Source organism: Microbacterium sp. SA156, from assembly GCF_049065455.1.
GTDB lineage: Bacteria > Actinomycetota > Actinomycetes > Actinomycetales > Microbacteriaceae > Microbacterium > Microbacterium barkeri.
The window spans coordinates 410,892-428,324 of the sequence record NZ_JBAKGU010000001.1; the positions used below are offsets into that span (position 1 = coordinate 410,892).

Genomic DNA, 17,433 nt, shown 5'->3' on the forward strand with positions numbered 1-17,433 from the left:
GTCCCAAGGCGGCAGGGGCGCGGATCGCGGCGACGGCGCGTGCACAGGTCGACCTGTTCCGCGTGTCTGTCCAGAAGACGATCGACGTCGCACGCTCGTGGAACCGCTTCGCGAGGCTGGAGCCATGGCCGACCGCGACGAACTGCACAGGACAGGGCGCGACGCCAGCGTGCGGGCGCTGCGCCGGCAGGTGGGACAGACCGTGCCGATGCGACGCGGGCTGCACGTCGCGGCCGACGACTGGACGCGGCTCGCCCCGTATGAGCGGTATGCGCGGAGGGTCAGCGCGGCCGTCTCGGCGTTGCGCGATCCCGTGCTGTGCTTCGAGTCGGCTGCCGTGCGACATGCCCTCCCTGTGTTCGGCGAGCCGCGCGACATCCATCTGCTGCACATGGGCCGAGGGCATTCGTATCGACGGGGAGACGTTCTCGCCCACACGAGCATGGCGGAGCGGGAGATCGTCCGGGTCGACGGCGTGCGGATGACGTCGAAGCTCGAGACCGCGATCGACCTCGCGCGCGTGCTGCCGCTCGCGTTCGGCGTTGCGGTCGTCGACGCCGCGCTGCGGTCCGGACTGACGTCGGACGACCTCGAGCGGCGCATCCGCGAGCTGCCGAACCGGCGCGGCGCTCGCATCGGCCGCGCTGCCCTGAAGGCGGCCGACGCGAGATCGGAGTCGGTTCTCGAGAGCGTCAGCCGCGTGGTCCTGGAGCTCCTCGGGTTCGAGTCGCCCGAACCGCAGGTCGAGTTCGTCGTCAACGGGAGAGTTCGCCGGGTCGACGCGTGGTGGAGGTCCGTCCGGGTCATCGGCGAAGCCGACGGGCGCGCGAAGTACGCGCAGCCGACGGATTCGTCGACCGCGCTCGTGCTGCGTGAGGAACGGCGCCGGGAGAACGAGCTCCAGATCGCGGCAGGGCGGGTGATCCGATGGGAATGGTCAGACGTCGTGCGCGTCGAGCCGTTCGAGCGGATCCTCGTCGCCGCGGGCGTCCCGCGCGTCAGGCCGCGGTCGCCGGAGGTCTTCGCCGCGGTGCGCAACCCGCGTTCGCGGTGATGAACGGCCCGCAAGACCAGTGCGTCGTTGAGACTAGCTCCCGTCGTCGAAACCGGTGCTCGAAGCGCCAGTCTCGACGACGGGCACTAGTCTCACCGAGGGCGGATGGGCACCTACGGCAGGTACGGTGCGACGAGCGGGTAGCCGACGAACGCGATGACGTCGATGAGCGCGTGCGCGATGACGAGGGGCATGACCCGCCCCCAGCGGCGGTAGCACCAGATGAACACGACGCCCATCGCGAAGTTCCCGACGATCGCGCCGAACCCCTGGTAGGCGTGGTAAGCAGCGCGCAGGCCGGCCACCGCGAGGATGACCGACCAGGGGCGCCAGCCCAGGCGCGCGAGCCGGTCGACGAGATATCCGTTCAGGATGACCTCCTCGAGGAGCCCCGCGCGCACCGCGGACAGCACGAGGATCGGGACGAGCCATCCCTCGACGCCCGACGACGCCTGCACGTCGACGTTGAGGCCGAGCGCGCGGGCGCCGAGATAGAGCGCGAGGCCCGGCACGCCGATGACCACGAGCAGGATGGCCGCACGGCCGAGATCCCGGGGGATGGCGCGCAGATCGAGCCCGATGCGCCGCAGGGCGCTCCGCCCCGGCTCCCAGAGCAGGTACACCACCAGGGTGACGAGGGCGAGGTCGAAGAAGACGTCGAGGATCCGGTAGACCGCGTCCCACAGCGGCTCCTCCGCGCGAGCGGGATTCAGAGCCGCCGACTGGTCGGCGAGCGCGACCGGCCGCAGGAGAGCGCGCACGAGCGAGAGCACCGAGTAGAGGGCCGACTGCCCGAGGGTCAGGGCGAGGACGATCGCGACCTCCCAGGCGAGGCGACGTCGCGAAGGCCGCGCGGCGGGGAGGGGAGCGCTCATACCACGAGACTCGCACAGCGCGGGGATGCGACCGTGCGAAACGCCGTCGATGCATGTGCATGAAGTCGACGGCGTGTTGGCGCAGATTGCCAAATCGAGAGCCGCTCCAGTAAAGGGTCTGTAACGGTTCCGCTGAAGGTTTGTCACAGACCGCATCGGAGCCTAGATTTCACTCATCGCATTCACGGAGACTCCCGAGGCTTCGTGAAGGCACCTACAACCCCTTCCATCGGAGGAAACACTGTGAAGCGCAACAAGATCGCCCTCGCGGGGCTCGCGCTGCTCTCGGTCGGCGGCATCACGCTCGCCGGCTGCAGCTCGAGCGCGCCCACGGGCGAGGAGACGTCGGCGAGCTCGGACCTCGAGTTCGGAATCGCATACAACGCCGACGGCGGCCACCAGGCCTGGGCCGACGCCGTTGCCAACTCCCTGTCGAACACGCTCGGCATCAACGCGGTCGGCGTCCCGTATCCCGACTTCGCCACGCTGCGCGAAGAGGTCACCAACCGCACGATCAAGAGCGCGTTCCGGACGGGCTGGCAGGCCGACTACCCCGGGCTCTACAACTTCCTCGGCCCGCTCTACGCGACGGGCGCCGGCTCCAACGACGGCGACTACTCGAGCGAGGAGTTCGACTCGCTGCTCGCCGAGGGCATCAGCGAGACCGACCCCGAGGCAGCGAACGCCCTCTTCCAGCAGGCGCAGGAGGTTCTCCTCCAGGACCTGCCGGCGATCCCGCTCTGGTACTCGAACGTCGTCGGCGGCTGGAGCGAGAACGTCGAGAACGTCCAGTTCGACTGGCACTCGGTGCCGATCTTCCACGAGATCACGAAGGCCGATGACACGGTCGTCACGGTCAACGGATCCGAGCCTCAGAACCCGCTCATCCCGACGAATACGAACGAGACCGGCGGCGGCAAGATCCTCGACGCGATCTTCGCGGGACTCATCCACTACCAGGCGGATGGCTCGGTCGAGAATGACGTCGCGGAGTCGATCACGGTCGACTCGCCCACGCAGCTGACCGTCAAGATCCGCCCGGGTCTCACGTTCACGAACGGCGAAGAGGTCACCGCCGACAACTTCATCAAGGCGTGGAACTACGGCGCGAAGCTCTCCAACGAGCAGCTCTCCAGCTACTTCTTCGAGGACATCGAGGGCTTCAGCTGGGACGAGGACTCGGAGCTCACCGGCCTCAAGCAGATCGACGACCACACGTTCACGATCACGCTCAACAAGCCGGCCGCCGACTTCGCTCAGCGTCTGGGCTACTCGGCCTACTACCCGCTCCCGGACGTGGCGTTCGAGGACATGGAGGCCTTCGGCGAGAACCCGATCGGCAACGGCCCGTACAAGCTCGCGAGCGAGGGCGCGTGGCAGCACGACGTCCAGATCGACCTCGCGGTGAACGAGGACTACGACGGCCCGCGCACGCCGCAGAACTCCGGACTCTCGATCATCTTCTACGCCACGCAGGACGCGGCGTACTCGGACCTGCTCGCGAACGAGCTCGACGTGCTCGACGCGATCCCGGACTCGGCGTTCGAGACCTACCAGGATGAGCTCGGCGACCGCTGGGTCAACGACCCCGCGGCGATCTTCCAGTCCTTCACGATCGGCCAGTACCAGGAGCACTTCGACGGTGAGGAGGGCGCTCTGCGCCGCGCGGCGATCTCGATGGCGATCAACCGCGAGGAGATCACCGACGTGATCTTCCAGGGGACTCGCACGCCGGCGAGCGACTTCACCTCGCCCGTCATCGACGGCTGGAGTGACTCGCTCGAGGGCGCTGACGTGCTCGAGTACAACCCGGAGCGCGCGGTCGAGCTCTGGGAGCAGGCCAACGAGATCAGCCCCTGGGAGTGATCCTTCACGACTGACCTCTGATCGCGAGGCGGTGGCTCACGTCACCGCCTCGCGACGTGTCCTGCCCCGGGGCTGCTGTCAGCTGCATGCGTGAGAATGCACGGCGGCCCTGTGCGGCGGGCCTCTGCGCGCGTCAACCCGAATCGCGCGCGCTCAGTCTTCGACCTCCTGAAGGGAAGTGAACCGTGGGGAGCTACATCCTCAGACGGATCCTGCAGGTCATCCCGGTGTTCTTCGGCGCCACCCTGCTGATCTACTACATGGTCTTCGCCATGCCCGGCGACCCGATCGCCGCGCTCTTCGGCGATCGACCGCCGAACCCCGCTTTGCTCGAGCAGATCCGGGCGCAGTATCACCTCGACGAGCCGTTCGTCGTGCAGTACTTCCACTACATCGTCGGTGTCCTGCAGTTCGACTTCGGCACGAGCTTCTCCGGGCAGCCGGTCGGCGAGGTGCTCGTCCGCACCTTCCCGGTCACGCTGCGACTGGCGATCCTCGCGATCGCGATGTCCTTCGTCCTCGCGATCGGAATCGGCCTCTTCTCGGCGCTGTTCAAGGGCAAGCTGTTCGACCAGCTGTCCCTCATCGTGTCGCTCATCTTCGTCTCCGTTCCCGTCTTCGTCGTGTGCTTCATCGCGCAGTTCTTCCTGGGCGTGCAGCTCGGATGGTTCAGCCCGACCGTCGGATCCGACAACGACTGGGGTGGGCTCCTCCTGCCAGCGATGACGCTGGCTGTGAGCATCTACGCGACGAGCATGCGTCTCACCCGCTCGTCGACCATCGAGACGCTGGGCCAGGACTGGGTCCGCACGGCGTACGGGAAGGGCCTCTCGCGAGGCCGAGTGATCCCGGTACACGTCCTGCGCAACTCGCTCATCCCGATGGTCACCGACTCGGCGACGAACTTCGGCATCCTCATGGTCGGCGCGACCGTGACGGAGGGCATCTTCAACGTGCCCGGCGTCGGGAACACGCTGTACCAGGCGATCATCCGGCACGAGGCCCCCACCGTGGTCTCGTTCGTGACCGTCTTCGTCGTGGTGTACGTGTTCGTGAACCTGTTCATCGACCTGCTCTACGGTCTGCTCGACCCGAGGATCCGCTATGTCAAGTAATGTCCCGTCGCGCAAGCACTACGTCGCGCCCGTCACGAGCGCCCAGGTCACGGTCGACGCCATCCGGATCGACGAGAAGCCGAGCAACCTGTGGCTGGACGCATGGCGCGATCTCCGTCGTCGTCCGATGTTCTGGATCTCGTCGGCATTCGTCGTGCTGCTGGTCGTCGTAGCGGTGGCGCCGACCCTGTTCTCGTCCTTCCCTCCGGCCGGACCGCAGGCCTGCAACCTGTCGCTCAGCAACGCGGGCCCCCAGCCCGGACACCCGCTCGGCTTCACGCGTCAGGGCTGCGACGTCTGGTCGCGCATCGTGTGGGGAACCCGCACGTCGCTCACCGTCGGCCTGCTCGCGACGGCGATCGGAACCGTGATCGGTGTGATCATGGGCGCTCTCGCCGCCTTCTACGGCGGCTGGCTCGACTCGCTGCTGTCGCGGATCGGCGACATCTTCTTCACGATCCCGTACATCATCGCGGCGGTCGTGGTCATGACGGTGCTCAGCGACTTCCGAAACGAGCTGACACTCGCTTTCGCGATCGGCGGGTTCTCGTGGGCGTCGACCGCGCGCATCATGCGCGCGGAGGTGCTCCGCGTGAAGCAGGCGGACTACGTGATGGGCTCCATCGCGCTCGGCCTGTCGCGGTTCAAGACGCTCGTCGTGCACGTCCTGCCGAACGCGATGGCCCCGGTGATCGTCGTCTCGACCATCGCTCTCGGCCTCGCGATCGTCGCGGAGGCGACGCTGTCGTTCCTGGGCGTCGGGCTCGGCTCGAGCGTCATGTCCTGGGGCAATGACATCAGCCAGGCGCAGACGACGATCCGCACAGCACCGCTCACCCTCATCTATCCGTCGATCGCGCTCACCGTCACGGTGCTCGCGTTCATCACGCTCGGCGAGCTGCTGCGCGACGCGCTCGACCCGAAGGCGAGGGCGCAGCGATGACCGATCTCACGAAGGGCACACCCATGACCGAGCCTCTCCTGCGCGTGCGCGGGCTGAAGGTCGCGTTCGGCACCGGAAAGAAGCAGCGCGAGGTCGTCCACGGCGTGGATCTCGACATCCACCGCGGCGAGACCGTCGCGATCGTGGGCGAGTCGGGGTCGGGCAAGTCGACGACCGCGACGGCGATCATCGACCTCCTCCCCGGCACCGGGAAGGTCACCGCCGGCTCGATCGAGCTGGAGGGCGTCGACCTCGCCAAGATCGGGCGCCGCGAGATGGAGGACATCCGCGGACGCCGCATCGGCTACGTCCCGCAGGACCCGATGTCGAACCTCAACCCGGTCTGGTCGATCGGCTTCCAGGTGAAGGAGGCGATCCGCGCGAACGGCATCGCCACCGGCCGCAAGGAGGTCGAGCAGCGCGCGATCGAGGTGCTGAAGCAGGCGGGACTCGCGGACGCCGAGCGGCGCCTGCACCAGTTCCCGCATCAGTTCTCGGGCGGCATGCGCCAGCGAGCGCTCATCGGAATCGGCCTCGCGGCCGACCCCGCGCTCCTCATCGCCGATGAGCCAACGAGCGCGCTCGACGTCACGGTGCAGCGGGTCATCCTCGACCACCTCGCCTCGCTCACGCGCGAGAAGGGGACCTCGGTCCTCTTCATCACGCACGACCTCGGCCTCGCCGCCGATCGCGCCGACACCATCGTCGTGATGAACCAGGGCGAGATCGTCGAGTCGGGGCCGAGCCGCGAGATCCTCGAGGACCCGCAGCACCCGTACACGCAGCGTCTCGTCGCCGCGGCTCCGAGCCTCGCGTCGCAGCGCATCCAGGCGAGCGTCGAGGACCGGGGCATCGAGACGACGACCCAGGTGCTGCACGCCGCGGCGCCCGTCGTCGAGGTGCGCGATCTCGTGAAGGACTACCGCATCCGGCGCGGCGGCTTCCGCAGCGAGCCGTTCCGGGCCGTCGACAGCGTCTCGTTCCAGATCCCCAAGGGGAAGACGCTCGCCCTCGTCGGCGAGTCGGGATCGGGCAAGTCGACCGTCGCCAAGATGGTGCTCCAGCTCGAGCAGGCGACGAGCGGGCACATCCTCATCGACGGGGTGGACGCGACGACGCTGTCCTCGCGCGAGATCTTCTCGCTGCGCGGCCGGATGCAGCCGGTGTTCCAGGACCCGTACGGGTCGCTCGACCCCCTGCGCTCGATCGGCGCGCTCATCTCCGAGCCGCTGAGCGTGCACAAGGTGGGCGACGCCGCGTCGCGCAGGGACCGCGTGTTCGAGCTGCTCGAGCAGGTCGCCCTGCCGCGCGAGCTCGCATGGCGGTACCCCAACGAGCTGTCCGGCGGCCAGCGTCAGCGTGTCGCGATCGCGCGCGCCCTCGCGCTCAAGCCCGACATCGTCGTGCTCGACGAGGCGGTCTCGGCGCTCGACGTGCTCGTGCAGGATCAGATCCTGAAGCTGCTCGCCGAGTTGCAGTCGGAGCTGGGGCTCACCTACCTGTTCATCACCCACGACCTCGCCGTCGTGCGCGTGGCGGCCGATCTCGTCTGCGTCATGGAGCACGGGCGGGTCGTCGAACAGGGCGCCGTGGACCAGATCTTCGCCGACCCGCAGCAGGAGTACACGCGTCGCCTCCTCGACGCGATCCCCGGCCAGACCGTCGAGCTCGGCGGCCGATGACGCCTCCCGAGCAGAGGAGCCGGACGATCCGCGGCAGCGCCGGGATCGTCTGGCTCCTCGCCACGTCGGCGGTGGTCGTGTTCCTGCTGGGCGACGTCGTCGTCCGCGGGAGCGCGGTCGACGCCGTGCTCATCGCGCCCTGGCTGCTCCTGCCGGTCTGGTTCGTCTGGACGTTCCTCTTCGCGCCGAGCGTCCACGCCGACGAGGACGGCGTCGTCGTGCGCAACCCGCTGCGCACGACGCGCGCGCCCTGGAGCGCCGTGCGCGACATCGTGCTGCGCTGGCAGATCGCGTTCGTCCTCGCGGATGGCCGCGACCTGCAGGCGTGGGCAGCCGCCGCGAAGCGCCCGAGCGGCAGGGCCCACACCCCGCAGCCCGCCGAGCGCGAGCTCGAGATCCTCCGCGAGCTGCGCGAGGCCGCGGCGGATGGCGCGGCGCCGGCCGATGGGGGAGAGGTGCGCACGTCCTGGAACGCGCGCGAGATCGGCCTGCTCGCGGCCATCCTCATCTGGGCGGCCGTGTCGGTCGCGGTGACCCGATGAGCGGCTCGAGCGACTCGGAGTACCGCGTCTCGTTCCGGCGCCCGTCGGGCTGGGTCGCCTTCGCGTGCGCCGCCCTGCTGACGGTGCTCCTCCTCGGCGACGCGGTCCTGCGGGGGCGGCCCTTCGACGCGCTCCTCGTGGCGCCGTGGCTCCTCGCGCTCTGCTGGGGCGTCTTCGTGCTCCTCGCCGCCCCGAGCGTCACCGCGACCGACGATCTCCTTCGCGTGCGCGGCGGCCTGAGGGTGGTCGAGATCCCGTGGTCGCGCGTGCGGGCCATCCGGATGCGCTGGCAGCTCGAGATCGCGCTCGACGACGGAACGGTCGTCGCGGCGACCGGCGCGGCCAGCCGCCACCTGCACATCAACCGCCGCGAGCAGCCCGGCGACGACCAGGCCGCGACGCTCGAGCTCTTCCGGGAGCGGGCGCGGCCGACCGATCTCCCTGTCCGCCGCGGATGGCACATCCCGACGCTGCTGATCCTCGCCGGGATCGCGGCGTGGGCGGCCTGGTCGCTCAGCGTCACGGGCGGGATCGTCACCGGCTGACCGGCCGCCTCCGAGCAGCCTGAGCGCCCGCTCGCGAGCGCGCTATAGGATGGAACGCCCCGCTTTCGGGGCGGAACCCCCACATCAGAAGGATCCCTTCATGGCGCTCGCCCACCGTTCCGATCTCCGCAACGTCGCGATCGTCGCGCACGTCGACCACGGCAAGACGACCCTCGTGGACGCCATGCTGCGCCAGACCGGCTCGTTCGGCGAGCACGCGCACGTGGAAGAGCGCGCGATGGACTCGAACGACCTCGAGCGCGAGAAGGGCATCACGATCCTCGCCAAGAACACGGCGATCACCTACAACGGGGCGCACACCGACGTGCCCGTGACGATCAACGTCATCGACACCCCGGGCCACGCCGACTTCGGCGGCGAGGTCGAGCGCGGCCTGTCGATGGTCGACGGCGTCGTCCTCCTCGTCGACGCGTCGGAGGGTCCCCTTCCGCAGACCCGCTTCGTGCTGCGGAAGGCGCTCGAGGCGAAGCTCCCCGTCATCCTCCTCGTGAACAAGACCGACCGCCCCGACGCGCGCATCGCGGCGGTCGAGGAGGAGGCGCACGACCTCCTGCTCGGGCTCGCGAGCGACCTCCAGGACGACGTCCCCGACCTCGACGTCGACGCGCTCCTCGATGTCCCGGTCGTCTACGCCTCGGGCCGTGCCGGCGCCGCGTCGCGCAACCGCCCGGCCGACGGATCGCTGCCCGACAACGCCGACCTCGAGCCGCTGTTCGAGGCGATCCTCGAGCACGTGCCGGCTCCGTCGTACGACGACGAGGCGCCCCTGCAGGCGTGGGTCACGAACCTCGACTCGTCGGCGTTCCTCGGCCGACTCGCGCTGCTGCGCGTGTTCAACGGCACCCTCAAGAAGGGCCAGACCGTCGCCTGGGTGCGTCAGGACGGCACGACGCAGAACGCGCGCATCACCGAGCTGCTCATGACGAAGGCCCTCGACCGGTACCCAGCCGAGGAGGCCGGCCCCGGCGACATCGCGGTCATCGCGGGCTTCCCCGACATCATGATCGGCGAGACGATCGCCGACCCGGAGGACGTGCGCCCGCTGCCGCAGATCACGGTCGACGAGCCCTCGATCTCGATGACCATCGGCACGAACACCTCGCCGCTCGTCGGCAAGGTCAAGGGCCACAAGCTCACCGCGCGCATGGTCAAGGACCGCCTGGACCGCGAGCTCATCGGCAACGTGTCGATCCGCGTGCTCGACATCGGCAAGCCCGACGCCTGGGAGGTGCAGGGCCGCGGCGAGCTGCAGCTCGCCATCCTCGTCGAGAACATGCGCCGCGAGGGCTTCGAGCTCACGGTCGGCAAGCCCCAGGTCGTCACGCGCAAGGGCGCGGACGGCAAGGTCGAGGAGCCCTACGAGCACCTCACGATCGACGTCCCCGAAGAGCACCTCGGCGCCGTGACGCAGCTCATGGCGAACCGCAAGGGCCGCATGGACAACATGATCAACCACGGCACCGGCTGGATCCGCATGGAGTTCATCGTGCCGTCGCGCGGTCTCATCGGCTTCCGCACCGAGTTCCTCTCGATCACCCGTGGAACCGGCATCGCCAACGCGATCTCGCACGGCTACGGCGAATGGGCCGGGCAGATCGTCGCGCGTCAGAATGGCTCGATCGTGGCCGACCGCGCGGGTGTCGCGACGCCGTTCGCGATGATCGCGCTGCAGGAGCGCATGACGTTCTTCGTCAAGCCGACCGACGAGGTGTACGAGGGCATGGTCGTGGGCGAGAACTCGCGCGCCGACGACATGGACGTGAACATCACCAAGGAGAAGAAGCTCACCAACATGCGCTCCTCCACGGCCGACTCGTTCGAGTCCATGACGCCCCCGCGTCTGCTCTCGCTCGAGGAGTCGCTCGAGTTCGCACGCGAGGACGAGTGCGTCGAGGTGACGCCCGAGGCCGTCCGCATCCGCAAGGTGATCCTCGACGCCACCGAGCGCGCCCGCGCCGCCTCGCGCCTCAAGCGCCAGGGCTGAGTATGAGGGGCGATCGTCTCGCGCACGTCGTCACGTGGCTCGTTGCCCTCTGCGCGGGCGCGGTGTTCGGCGTCGCGAGCACGATCGCCCATTCCTTCACGTGGGGCGCCGTGCCCGTCGGGATGGTGCTGGCCGCGATCGCGTGCGGCGGGCTGCTCACGTCGCTGCGGCTCCTGACGGATGATCGGTGGTCGGCTCTCGCGGCGGGCATCGGCATGCTCGGAGCGCTCACGATCTACTCGGGGCGAGGCCCCGGCGGCTCCGTCGTCGTCCCGATGCCGGCGGAGGGGGAGTTCCCCTTCGGCTATGTGTGGACCTTCCTCCTCGCCGGGATCGTCCTCGTCGCTGTCGCGTGGCCCGACATGGCGAAGCTGCGCCGGATGGCGTCCGGCTCGGCTTAGGCTCGCCTTCCGGGCGACGGGCCTCGCGCGCGCGTAGGATTGAGGGCGTGACTTACGTGATCGCCCTTCCCTGCGTGGACGTCAAGGACCGCGCCTGCATCGATGAGTGCCCGGTCGACTGCATCTACGAGGGCGAGCGGTCGCTGTACATCCATCCGGACGAGTGCGTCGACTGCGGTGCGTGCGAGCCGGTGTGCCCGGTGGAGGCGATCTACTACGAGGACGACCTGCCCGATGAGTGGCAGGACTACTACAAGGCGAACGTGGAGTTCTTCGACGACATCGGGTCGCCCGGTGGCGCGTCGAAGGTCGGCGTGATCGAGAAGGACCACCCCCTCATCGCCGCCCTCCCGCCCCAGGGCGAGTAAGCGGATGGGCGTCCGCGACCTCGACGACTACCCCTGGGACGCCGTGGTCCCGTATCGTGAGCGCGCTGCCGCTCACCCCGACGGGCTCGTCGACCTCTCCATCGGCTCGCCCGTCGACCCGACCCCCGCGATCGTCCGCGACGCGCTCGCGGAGGCCACCGATGCGCACGCGTACCCGCAGACCGTGGGCACCCCCGCGCTGCGCGAGGCGATCGTCGAGTGGTACGCGCGCCGCCGCGGCGTGCCCGACCTCGCACCCCGCAACGTCCTGCCGACGATCGGGTCGAAGGAGCTCGTGGCGCTCCTGCCGACGCTGCTCGGCCTCGGCGAGGGCGACATCGTCGTGCATCCGCGCGCCGCGTACCCGACGTACGAGGTCGGCGCGCGCGTCGCGAACGCGACGCCGGTCGCCGTCGACGACCCCGCCGAATGGCCGGAGGGCGCGAAGCTCATCTGGATCAACACCCCGGGCAACCCCGACGGGCGCACGTGGACCGTGGACGAGCTCGCGGCCGCCGTGCGCCGCGCCCGCGAGATCGGCGCCGTGCTCACGAGCGACGAGTGCTACGCCGAGCTCGGCTGGGACGGCCCGTGGGCGAGCGAGCCCGTGCCGTCGGTCCTCGACCCCCGGGTCACGGGCGGCAGCCGCGCCGGTCTGCTCAGCGTGTACTCGCTGAGCAAGCAGTCGAACCTCGCCGGCTACCGCGCGGCCTTCATCGCCGGGTGCGGGCGCATCGTGGGCGAGCTCCTCACCGCGCGCAAGCACCTCGGGCTGATGCCGCCCGCGCCCGTGCAGCACGCGATGGCCGTCGCGCTCCGCGACGACGCGCACGTCGAGGAGCAGAAGGCGCGCTACCGCTCCCGTCGCGACATCCTCCGCCCCGCCGTCGAGGCGGCCGGCTTCCGGATCGACCGCAGCGAGGCCGGGCTCTACCTCTGGGCGACCGAGGGGCGCGACGCGTGGGAGTCGATCGGCCGGCTCGCGGATCTCGGCATCCTCGCGGGCCCCGGCGTCTTCTACGGCCCGCACTTCCCGCAGCACGTCCGGTTCTCGCTCACGGCGAGCGACGAGCGCATCGCCGCCGCGGCGCGTCGTCTCACCCGCGCGTCTTCGTAGGAATCCTCCACGCATCGCCCGGCCGTTTGGGAGTTTTCACAGGTAGGCGGGACGACCGATAGGCTGTAGAAGCACAGGGCTCGCGCACTCGACCGAGCATGTGCCGTGCCGCCTGACCGGCGGCCGACCGAGATCCAAGGCGACCGAAGAAGTCGCGAAGACGATCCGCCAGGAGGCGCTGTGAGCGACGCGGGAATCCCGGCCGACAAGGCCACCCTCACGATCGGTGACAAGACGGCGGAGTTCCCGGTCCTGCAGGGCAGGTCCGGACTCCCGAGCATCGACATCTCGACGCTCATGCGTCAGACGGGACACACGACCCTCGACTACGGGTTCGTCAACACCGCCTCGACCGCGTCTGCCATCACGTACATCGACGGAGACCAGGGGATCCTGCGCTACCGGGGCTACCCGATCGAGCAGATCGCGAAGAACTCGAGCTTCCTCGAGGTGACCTGGCTGCTCATCTACGGCGAGCTGCCCTCGGCGTCCGAGCTGGCCGACTTCGACGACCGCATCCGCCGTCACACGCTCCTCCACGAGGACCTCAAGCGCTTCTTCTCGGCGCTGCCCGACGGCGCCCACCCGATGGCCGTCCTCTCGTCGGCGGTCTCGGCCCTCTCGACCTACTACGAGCACCAGTCCGACCCGGCGAACCCCGAGCACGTCGAGCTCAACATCATCCGCCTGCTCGCGAAGCTCCCCGTCATCGCGGCCTACGCGCACAAGAAGTCGATCGGGCAGGCGTTCCTGTACCCGGACAACTCGCTGAGCTTCGTCGACAACTTCCTCCGTCTGAACTTCGGCGTCATGAGCGAGCCGTACGAGGTGAACCCGGTCATGTCGCGGGCTCTCGAGCGCCTCCTCATCCTGCACGAGGACCACGAGCAGAACGCGTCGACGTCGACCGTGCGCCTGGTCGGCTCGACGGGCGCCGACCAGTTCGCGTCGGTGTCGGCCGGCATCCACGCCCTCTCGGGGCCGCTCCACGGCGGCGCGAACGAGGCCGTGCTCAAGATGCTCGCGCAGATCCGCGACTCCGGTCAGAGCGTGCAGCGCTTCGTCGAGCGCGTCAAGAACAAGGAAGACGGCGTGAAGCTCATGGGCTTCGGTCACCGCGTCTACAAGAACTACGACCCGCGCGCGAAGCTCGTCAAGGAGTCGGCGGACGAGGTCCTCACGGCGCTGGGCGTGACGGACCCGCTCCTCGACCTCGCGAAGGAGCTCGAGGAGATCGCCCTCAACGACGACTACTTCAAGGAGCGCCGCCTCTACCCGAACGTCGACTTCTACACCGGCGTCATCTACAAGGCGATGGGCTTCCCGACGCGGATGTTCACGGTGCTGTTCGCGATCGGGCGCCTGCCGGGCTGGCTCGCCCACTGGCGCGAGCTCACGCTCGACCCGAAGACGAAGATCGGCCGCCCCCAGCAGCTCTTCACGGGCTCGCCCGAGCGGCAGTACCCGACCGCGTAGCGGAACGCGAAGAGGGCCGGACGTCGTGCGACGTCCGGCCCTCTTCGCGTTCCGGCGAGGCCCCGCTCAGGCGTGCAGGGCCTCGTTGAGCGTCACGCCGACGCCCTTGCGACGTCGGGCCTCGATCGCCCCGGTCGTCGAGTTCCGGAGGAAGAGGATGCCGTCGGCTCCGTGCAGCGTCGCGGCCTTCACGACACGGGGCGTGCCGTCGGCGGCGGGCGGCTCGTCGACGAGCAGCACCTTCGTGCCCGCCGTGACGTAGAGGCCCGCCTCGACGACGCAGTCGTCGCCGAGCGAGATGCCGATGCCGGCGTTCGCGCCGAGCAGGGTGCGCCGGCCGATCGACACGCGGTGCGTGCCTCCGCCCGACAGCGTCCCCATGATCGAGGAGCCGCCGCCGACGTCGCTGCCGTCGCCGACCACGACACCCTGGGAGATGCGGCCCTCCACCATCGAGGCGCCGAGCGTGCCGGCGTTGAAGTTCACGAATCCCTCGTGCATCACCGTCGTCCCCGGCGACAGGTGGGCCCCGAGGCGCACGCGCGAGGTGTCCGCGATGCGCACGCCGGGCGGGAGGACGTAGTCGGTCAGACGCGGGAACTTGTCGAGGGACTGCACCTGGATGGCCGCGCGCTGGAGCGCGGGACGCAGCCGGGTGAGGTCGTCGGGATGCATGGGGCCCGCGGTCGTCCATGCGACGTTCGGGAGGTGCGCGAAGATCCCGTCGAGGTTCAGCTCGTTGGGCTTCACGAGGCGGTGAGAGAGGGCGTGCAGGCGGAGGTACGCGTCCGATGTGGACGCGGGCGCCTCGTCGAGGTCGATCTCGACGCGCACGGCGTCGACGGTCACGTTGCGGCGCTCGTCGGGGCCCGCCGAGGCGGCCACGCGCTCGAGGGCGGTCGCGACCGCGGCCTCGTCGGCCGCGCCCGTGCCCAGCTCGCCGTACCAGGTGTCCAGAACCGTGCCATCGCCGGCGGTGGTCGCGAGGCCGACGCCCCAGACCTTTCGTTCATCGCTCATGCACACCAGGCTATCGGGCGAGCGGGACCGGCCTCCCCGGACCAAGGGCCGCGCGGACGCGCTCGATAGACTCGACGGCATGCCGACGCTCGACCTGTCCCTGTCCGCCGCCGACATCACCCGCGCGATCTGCGACATCCCGAGCGTCTCCGACGACGAGCGCATGCTCGCCGACGCGATCGAGGCGGCCATCCGCCCGCTCCCGCACCTCGAGGTGCATCGCGACGGCGACACGATCGTCGCGCGCACGGCGCTCGGGCGCGCGCAGCGCGTCGTGATCGCGGGGCACATCGACACCGTCCCGCTCAACGGCAACCTCCCCACGCGCGACATCGAGATCGACGGCGAGCCCTTCATCTGGGGGCGGGGGACGGTGGACATGAAGGCGGGCACGGCGGTGCAGCTGAAGCTCGCCGCCGAGCTGTCGGACCCGGTCGTCGACATCACGTGGATCTGGTACGACCACGAGGAGGTGGAGGCGTCGCGCAGCGGGCTCACTCGCCTCGCCGCGACTCGGCCCGATCTCTTCGAGGGCGACTTCGCGATCCTCGGAGAGCCGTCCAACGGGCAGGTGGAGGGCGGCTGCAACGGGACGCTCCGGGCGGTCGTCCGCACGCACGGCCGGCGCTCGCACTCCGCACGCGCGTGGATGGGCGTCAACGCGATCCACGCCGCGGCGCCCGTGCTCGCCCGCCTCGCGGCGTACGAGCCCCAGGAGATCGTCGTCGACGGCCTCGCCTACCGCGAGGGCCTGAACGCGGTGCGCGTCTCGGGCGGAGTCGCGGGCAACGTCATCCCCGATCTGTGCGAGGTCGAGGTCAACTTCCGGTTCGCGCCGAGCCGATCCGGCGCCGAGGCCGCCGATCACGTGCGCGAGGTCTTCGACGGCTTCGAGGTCGAGGTGACCGACCTCGCGCAGGGCGCGCGCCCCGGGCTCGACTCGCCGATCGCCCAGGACTTCGTGCGGGCGGTGGGCGCGGTCCCGCAGCCGAAGTACGGATGGACCGACGTGGCTCGCTTCTCGGCGCTCGGGGTGCCCGCGGTCAACTACGGGCCGGGCGACCCGAGCCTCGCGCACCACGACGAGGAGCGCGTCGCGGTCGCCCAGATCGAGAGCTGCGAGCGGAGCCTGCGCGCATGGCTCACAGCGGGGTGACCGAGACCGCCCCCGCGGCAGGCTGGCGCGCATGGCCCGCACCCGCGCGGGTGGCCGCGGTCTATCTCGCGGCGCGGCTCGTGACGACGGCGCTCATGCTGCTGACGGCGCAGCAGTCTCCGTCCTCCTCGCGGCACGGGCCCGACCCGACGCTCGTCGACTACATCCTCGGATGGGACGCCCAGTGGTACTGGACGGTCGCCGTGAGCGGCTACCCGGCGGAGCTGCCGCTCACCGAGACCGGCGAGGTCGCGCAGAACGCGTGGGCGTTCATGCCGGTCTACGCCCACCTCGCGCGCCTGGCCGGGAACGTCTTCGGGGCGGGAGCCTGGTGGGTGGGTGCACTCCTCGTCTCGCTCGCCGCGGGATACGGCGCGTGCGTCGCGCTCCACGCGCTCCTCAGGGAGCGCCTCGACGAGGACCAGGCGATGTGGGGCGTCGTCCTGCTCGCCTCCGGCCCGCTCGCCGCGCTGTTCCAGGTCGGCTACGCCGAGTCGCTGTTCCTCCTGCTCCTCATCGCCTCGCTGCTGTGCGTCGTCCGGCGGCAGTGGCGCGGCCTGTACCTGCTCGTGCCGCTGATGGGGTTCACGCGCCCCGGCGTCCTCGCCTTCGCGCTGTTCCTCGGCCTCTACGGCCTCTGGCGACTCGCGCCCGAGCGGCGGCGCACGCTCGGGGGACCGACGCGCTGGGAGGTCGTGCACATCATCGCGCTGGGGGCGATCGCGACCGCGGTCGGCTTCTCCTGGCAGCACATCGCGGGCGTCGTGACGGGCGACCCTGGCGCGTACCTCGCGACCGAGCTCGCGTGGCGACGGTCGTGGACGGGGGACTCCGGCGGGTTCATCCCGTTCGAGGGGTGGCCGCAGGCCGCGGCCGTGTGGGCGCGCATCTGGGGGATCCCGGCCTGGGCCGGCTACGCCCTGCTCGTCGTCCTCGTCGTGGGCGCCGTCGCGGCCATCCTGCTCGCGCCGCAGGCGCGCCGCGCGGGCGGCGAGCTGCAGCTGTGGGCGCTCAGCTACCTCGTCTACCTCCTCGCGGTGTTCTTCCCGCAGTCGAGCGTCTTCCGCCTGCTCCTGCCGCTTGCACCGTTCGCCTGCGCGGCGCTGGCGGTTCCGCGCGGCCGCGGGTACCGGTTCGCCTCCCTCGCGCTCTGCCTCGCGGGGCAGTGGGCCTGGATCCACGGCATGTACGGCCTCGGGAACACCTTCTGGCTCATCCCGTGACGCGATCTGCGCGCGACATCGCGCGTCTCGCGTGTCGGTGGGCGT

General features: G+C 70.0%; 16 protein-coding genes. 14 read left to right on the plus strand and 2 right to left on the minus strand.

The window, feature by feature from the left end:
- Positions 1-124 precede the first annotated feature (124 nt).
- Positions 125-1,054, plus strand: a complete 930-nt coding sequence (locus ACOWU6_RS01780) for a hypothetical protein (RefSeq protein WP_421074502.1) — start codon at positions 125-127, stop codon at positions 1,052-1,054.
- 113 nt (positions 1,055-1,167) lie between these two features.
- Here the strand turns inward: ACOWU6_RS01780 and ACOWU6_RS01785 are convergent, their stop codons facing one another.
- Positions 1,168-1,929: a CPBP family intramembrane glutamic endopeptidase gene (locus tag ACOWU6_RS01785; RefSeq protein WP_421074503.1), complete on the minus strand. Its 762-nt coding sequence runs from the start codon at positions 1,927-1,929 to the stop codon at positions 1,168-1,170.
- A 243-nt stretch (positions 1,930-2,172) separates the two neighbouring features.
- Here ACOWU6_RS01785 and ACOWU6_RS01790 point away from each other — a divergent pair, with 243 nt between their 5' ends.
- From ACOWU6_RS01790 to ACOWU6_RS01840, 11 genes are all read left to right on the plus strand, one after another.
- Positions 2,173-3,795, plus strand: a complete 1,623-nt coding sequence (locus ACOWU6_RS01790; protein WP_421074504.1) for an ABC transporter substrate-binding protein — start codon at positions 2,173-2,175, stop codon at positions 3,793-3,795.
- 185 nt (positions 3,796-3,980) lie between these two features.
- Entirely contained in the window at positions 3,981-4,910 is a 930-nt protein-coding gene (locus tag ACOWU6_RS01795; RefSeq protein WP_421074505.1) for an ABC transporter permease, read from the plus strand.
- Positions 4,900-5,853, plus strand: a complete 954-nt coding sequence (locus tag ACOWU6_RS01800) for an ABC transporter permease (protein WP_421074506.1) — start codon at positions 4,900-4,902, stop codon at positions 5,851-5,853. The genes ACOWU6_RS01795 and ACOWU6_RS01800 overlap by 11 nt, the downstream gene beginning before the upstream one ends.
- A 23-nt stretch (positions 5,854-5,876) precedes the next feature.
- On the plus strand, positions 5,877-7,535 hold the full coding sequence (locus ACOWU6_RS01805; protein WP_324014479.1) for an ABC transporter ATP-binding protein: 1,659 nt from the start codon (positions 5,877-5,879) through the stop codon (positions 7,533-7,535).
- Positions 7,532-8,077, plus strand: coding sequence for a PH domain-containing protein (locus ACOWU6_RS01810; protein ID WP_271172161.1), 546 nt, complete (start codon positions 7,532-7,534; stop codon positions 8,075-8,077). Before ACOWU6_RS01805 ends, ACOWU6_RS01810 begins: the two co-directional genes overlap by 4 nt.
- Entirely contained in the window at positions 8,074-8,622 is a 549-nt protein-coding gene (locus ACOWU6_RS01815) for a PH domain-containing protein (RefSeq protein ID WP_421074507.1), read from the plus strand. The genes ACOWU6_RS01810 and ACOWU6_RS01815 overlap by 4 nt, the downstream gene beginning before the upstream one ends.
- Positions 8,623-8,722: 100 nt before the next feature.
- Positions 8,723-10,627 carry a translational GTPase TypA gene (typA, locus tag ACOWU6_RS01820; RefSeq protein WP_282978040.1) on the plus strand — a complete coding sequence of 635 codons (1,905 nt, stop codon included), beginning with the start codon at positions 8,723-8,725 and terminating at the stop codon, positions 10,625-10,627.
- Positions 10,628-10,629: 2 nt separating this feature from the next.
- Positions 10,630-11,028, plus strand: a complete 399-nt coding sequence (locus tag ACOWU6_RS01825) for a histidinol dehydrogenase (protein WP_282978038.1) — start codon at positions 10,630-10,632, stop codon at positions 11,026-11,028.
- Positions 11,029-11,075: 47 nt separating this feature from the next.
- The gene (gene fdxA / locus ACOWU6_RS01830; RefSeq protein WP_271172157.1) at positions 11,076-11,396 is read left to right on the plus strand and encodes a ferredoxin; all 321 of its coding nucleotides are present in this window, start codon (positions 11,076-11,078) and stop codon (positions 11,394-11,396) included.
- A 4-nt stretch (positions 11,397-11,400) separates the two neighbouring features.
- Positions 11,401-12,513: a succinyldiaminopimelate transaminase gene (gene dapC / locus ACOWU6_RS01835; protein WP_421074508.1), complete on the plus strand. Its 1,113-nt coding sequence runs from the start codon at positions 11,401-11,403 to the stop codon at positions 12,511-12,513.
- 180 nt (positions 12,514-12,693) lie between these two features.
- Positions 12,694-13,989, plus strand: coding sequence for a citrate synthase (locus ACOWU6_RS01840; protein WP_421074509.1), 1,296 nt, complete (start codon positions 12,694-12,696; stop codon positions 13,987-13,989).
- 66 nt (positions 13,990-14,055) lie between these two features.
- Here ACOWU6_RS01840 and dapD read toward each other — a convergent pair whose 3' ends face one another.
- Positions 14,056-15,009, minus strand: coding sequence for a 2,3,4,5-tetrahydropyridine-2,6-dicarboxylate N-succinyltransferase (gene dapD / locus ACOWU6_RS01845; protein WP_421074510.1), 954 nt, complete (start codon positions 15,007-15,009; stop codon positions 14,056-14,058).
- Between the two features lie 79 nt (positions 15,010-15,088).
- On the opposite strand from dapD, the gene dapE reads away from it, so the two are divergent.
- Both dapE and ACOWU6_RS01855 read left to right on the plus strand, forming a co-directional pair.
- Positions 15,089-16,165: a succinyl-diaminopimelate desuccinylase gene (gene dapE / locus ACOWU6_RS01850; protein ID WP_271172153.1), complete on the plus strand. Its 1,077-nt coding sequence runs from the start codon at positions 15,089-15,091 to the stop codon at positions 16,163-16,165.
- Positions 16,147-17,388 carry a hypothetical protein gene (locus ACOWU6_RS01855; protein ID WP_421074511.1) on the plus strand — a complete coding sequence of 414 codons (1,242 nt, stop codon included), beginning with the start codon at positions 16,147-16,149 and terminating at the stop codon, positions 17,386-17,388. Before dapE ends, ACOWU6_RS01855 begins: the two co-directional genes overlap by 19 nt.
- Positions 17,389-17,433 lie beyond the last annotated feature (45 nt).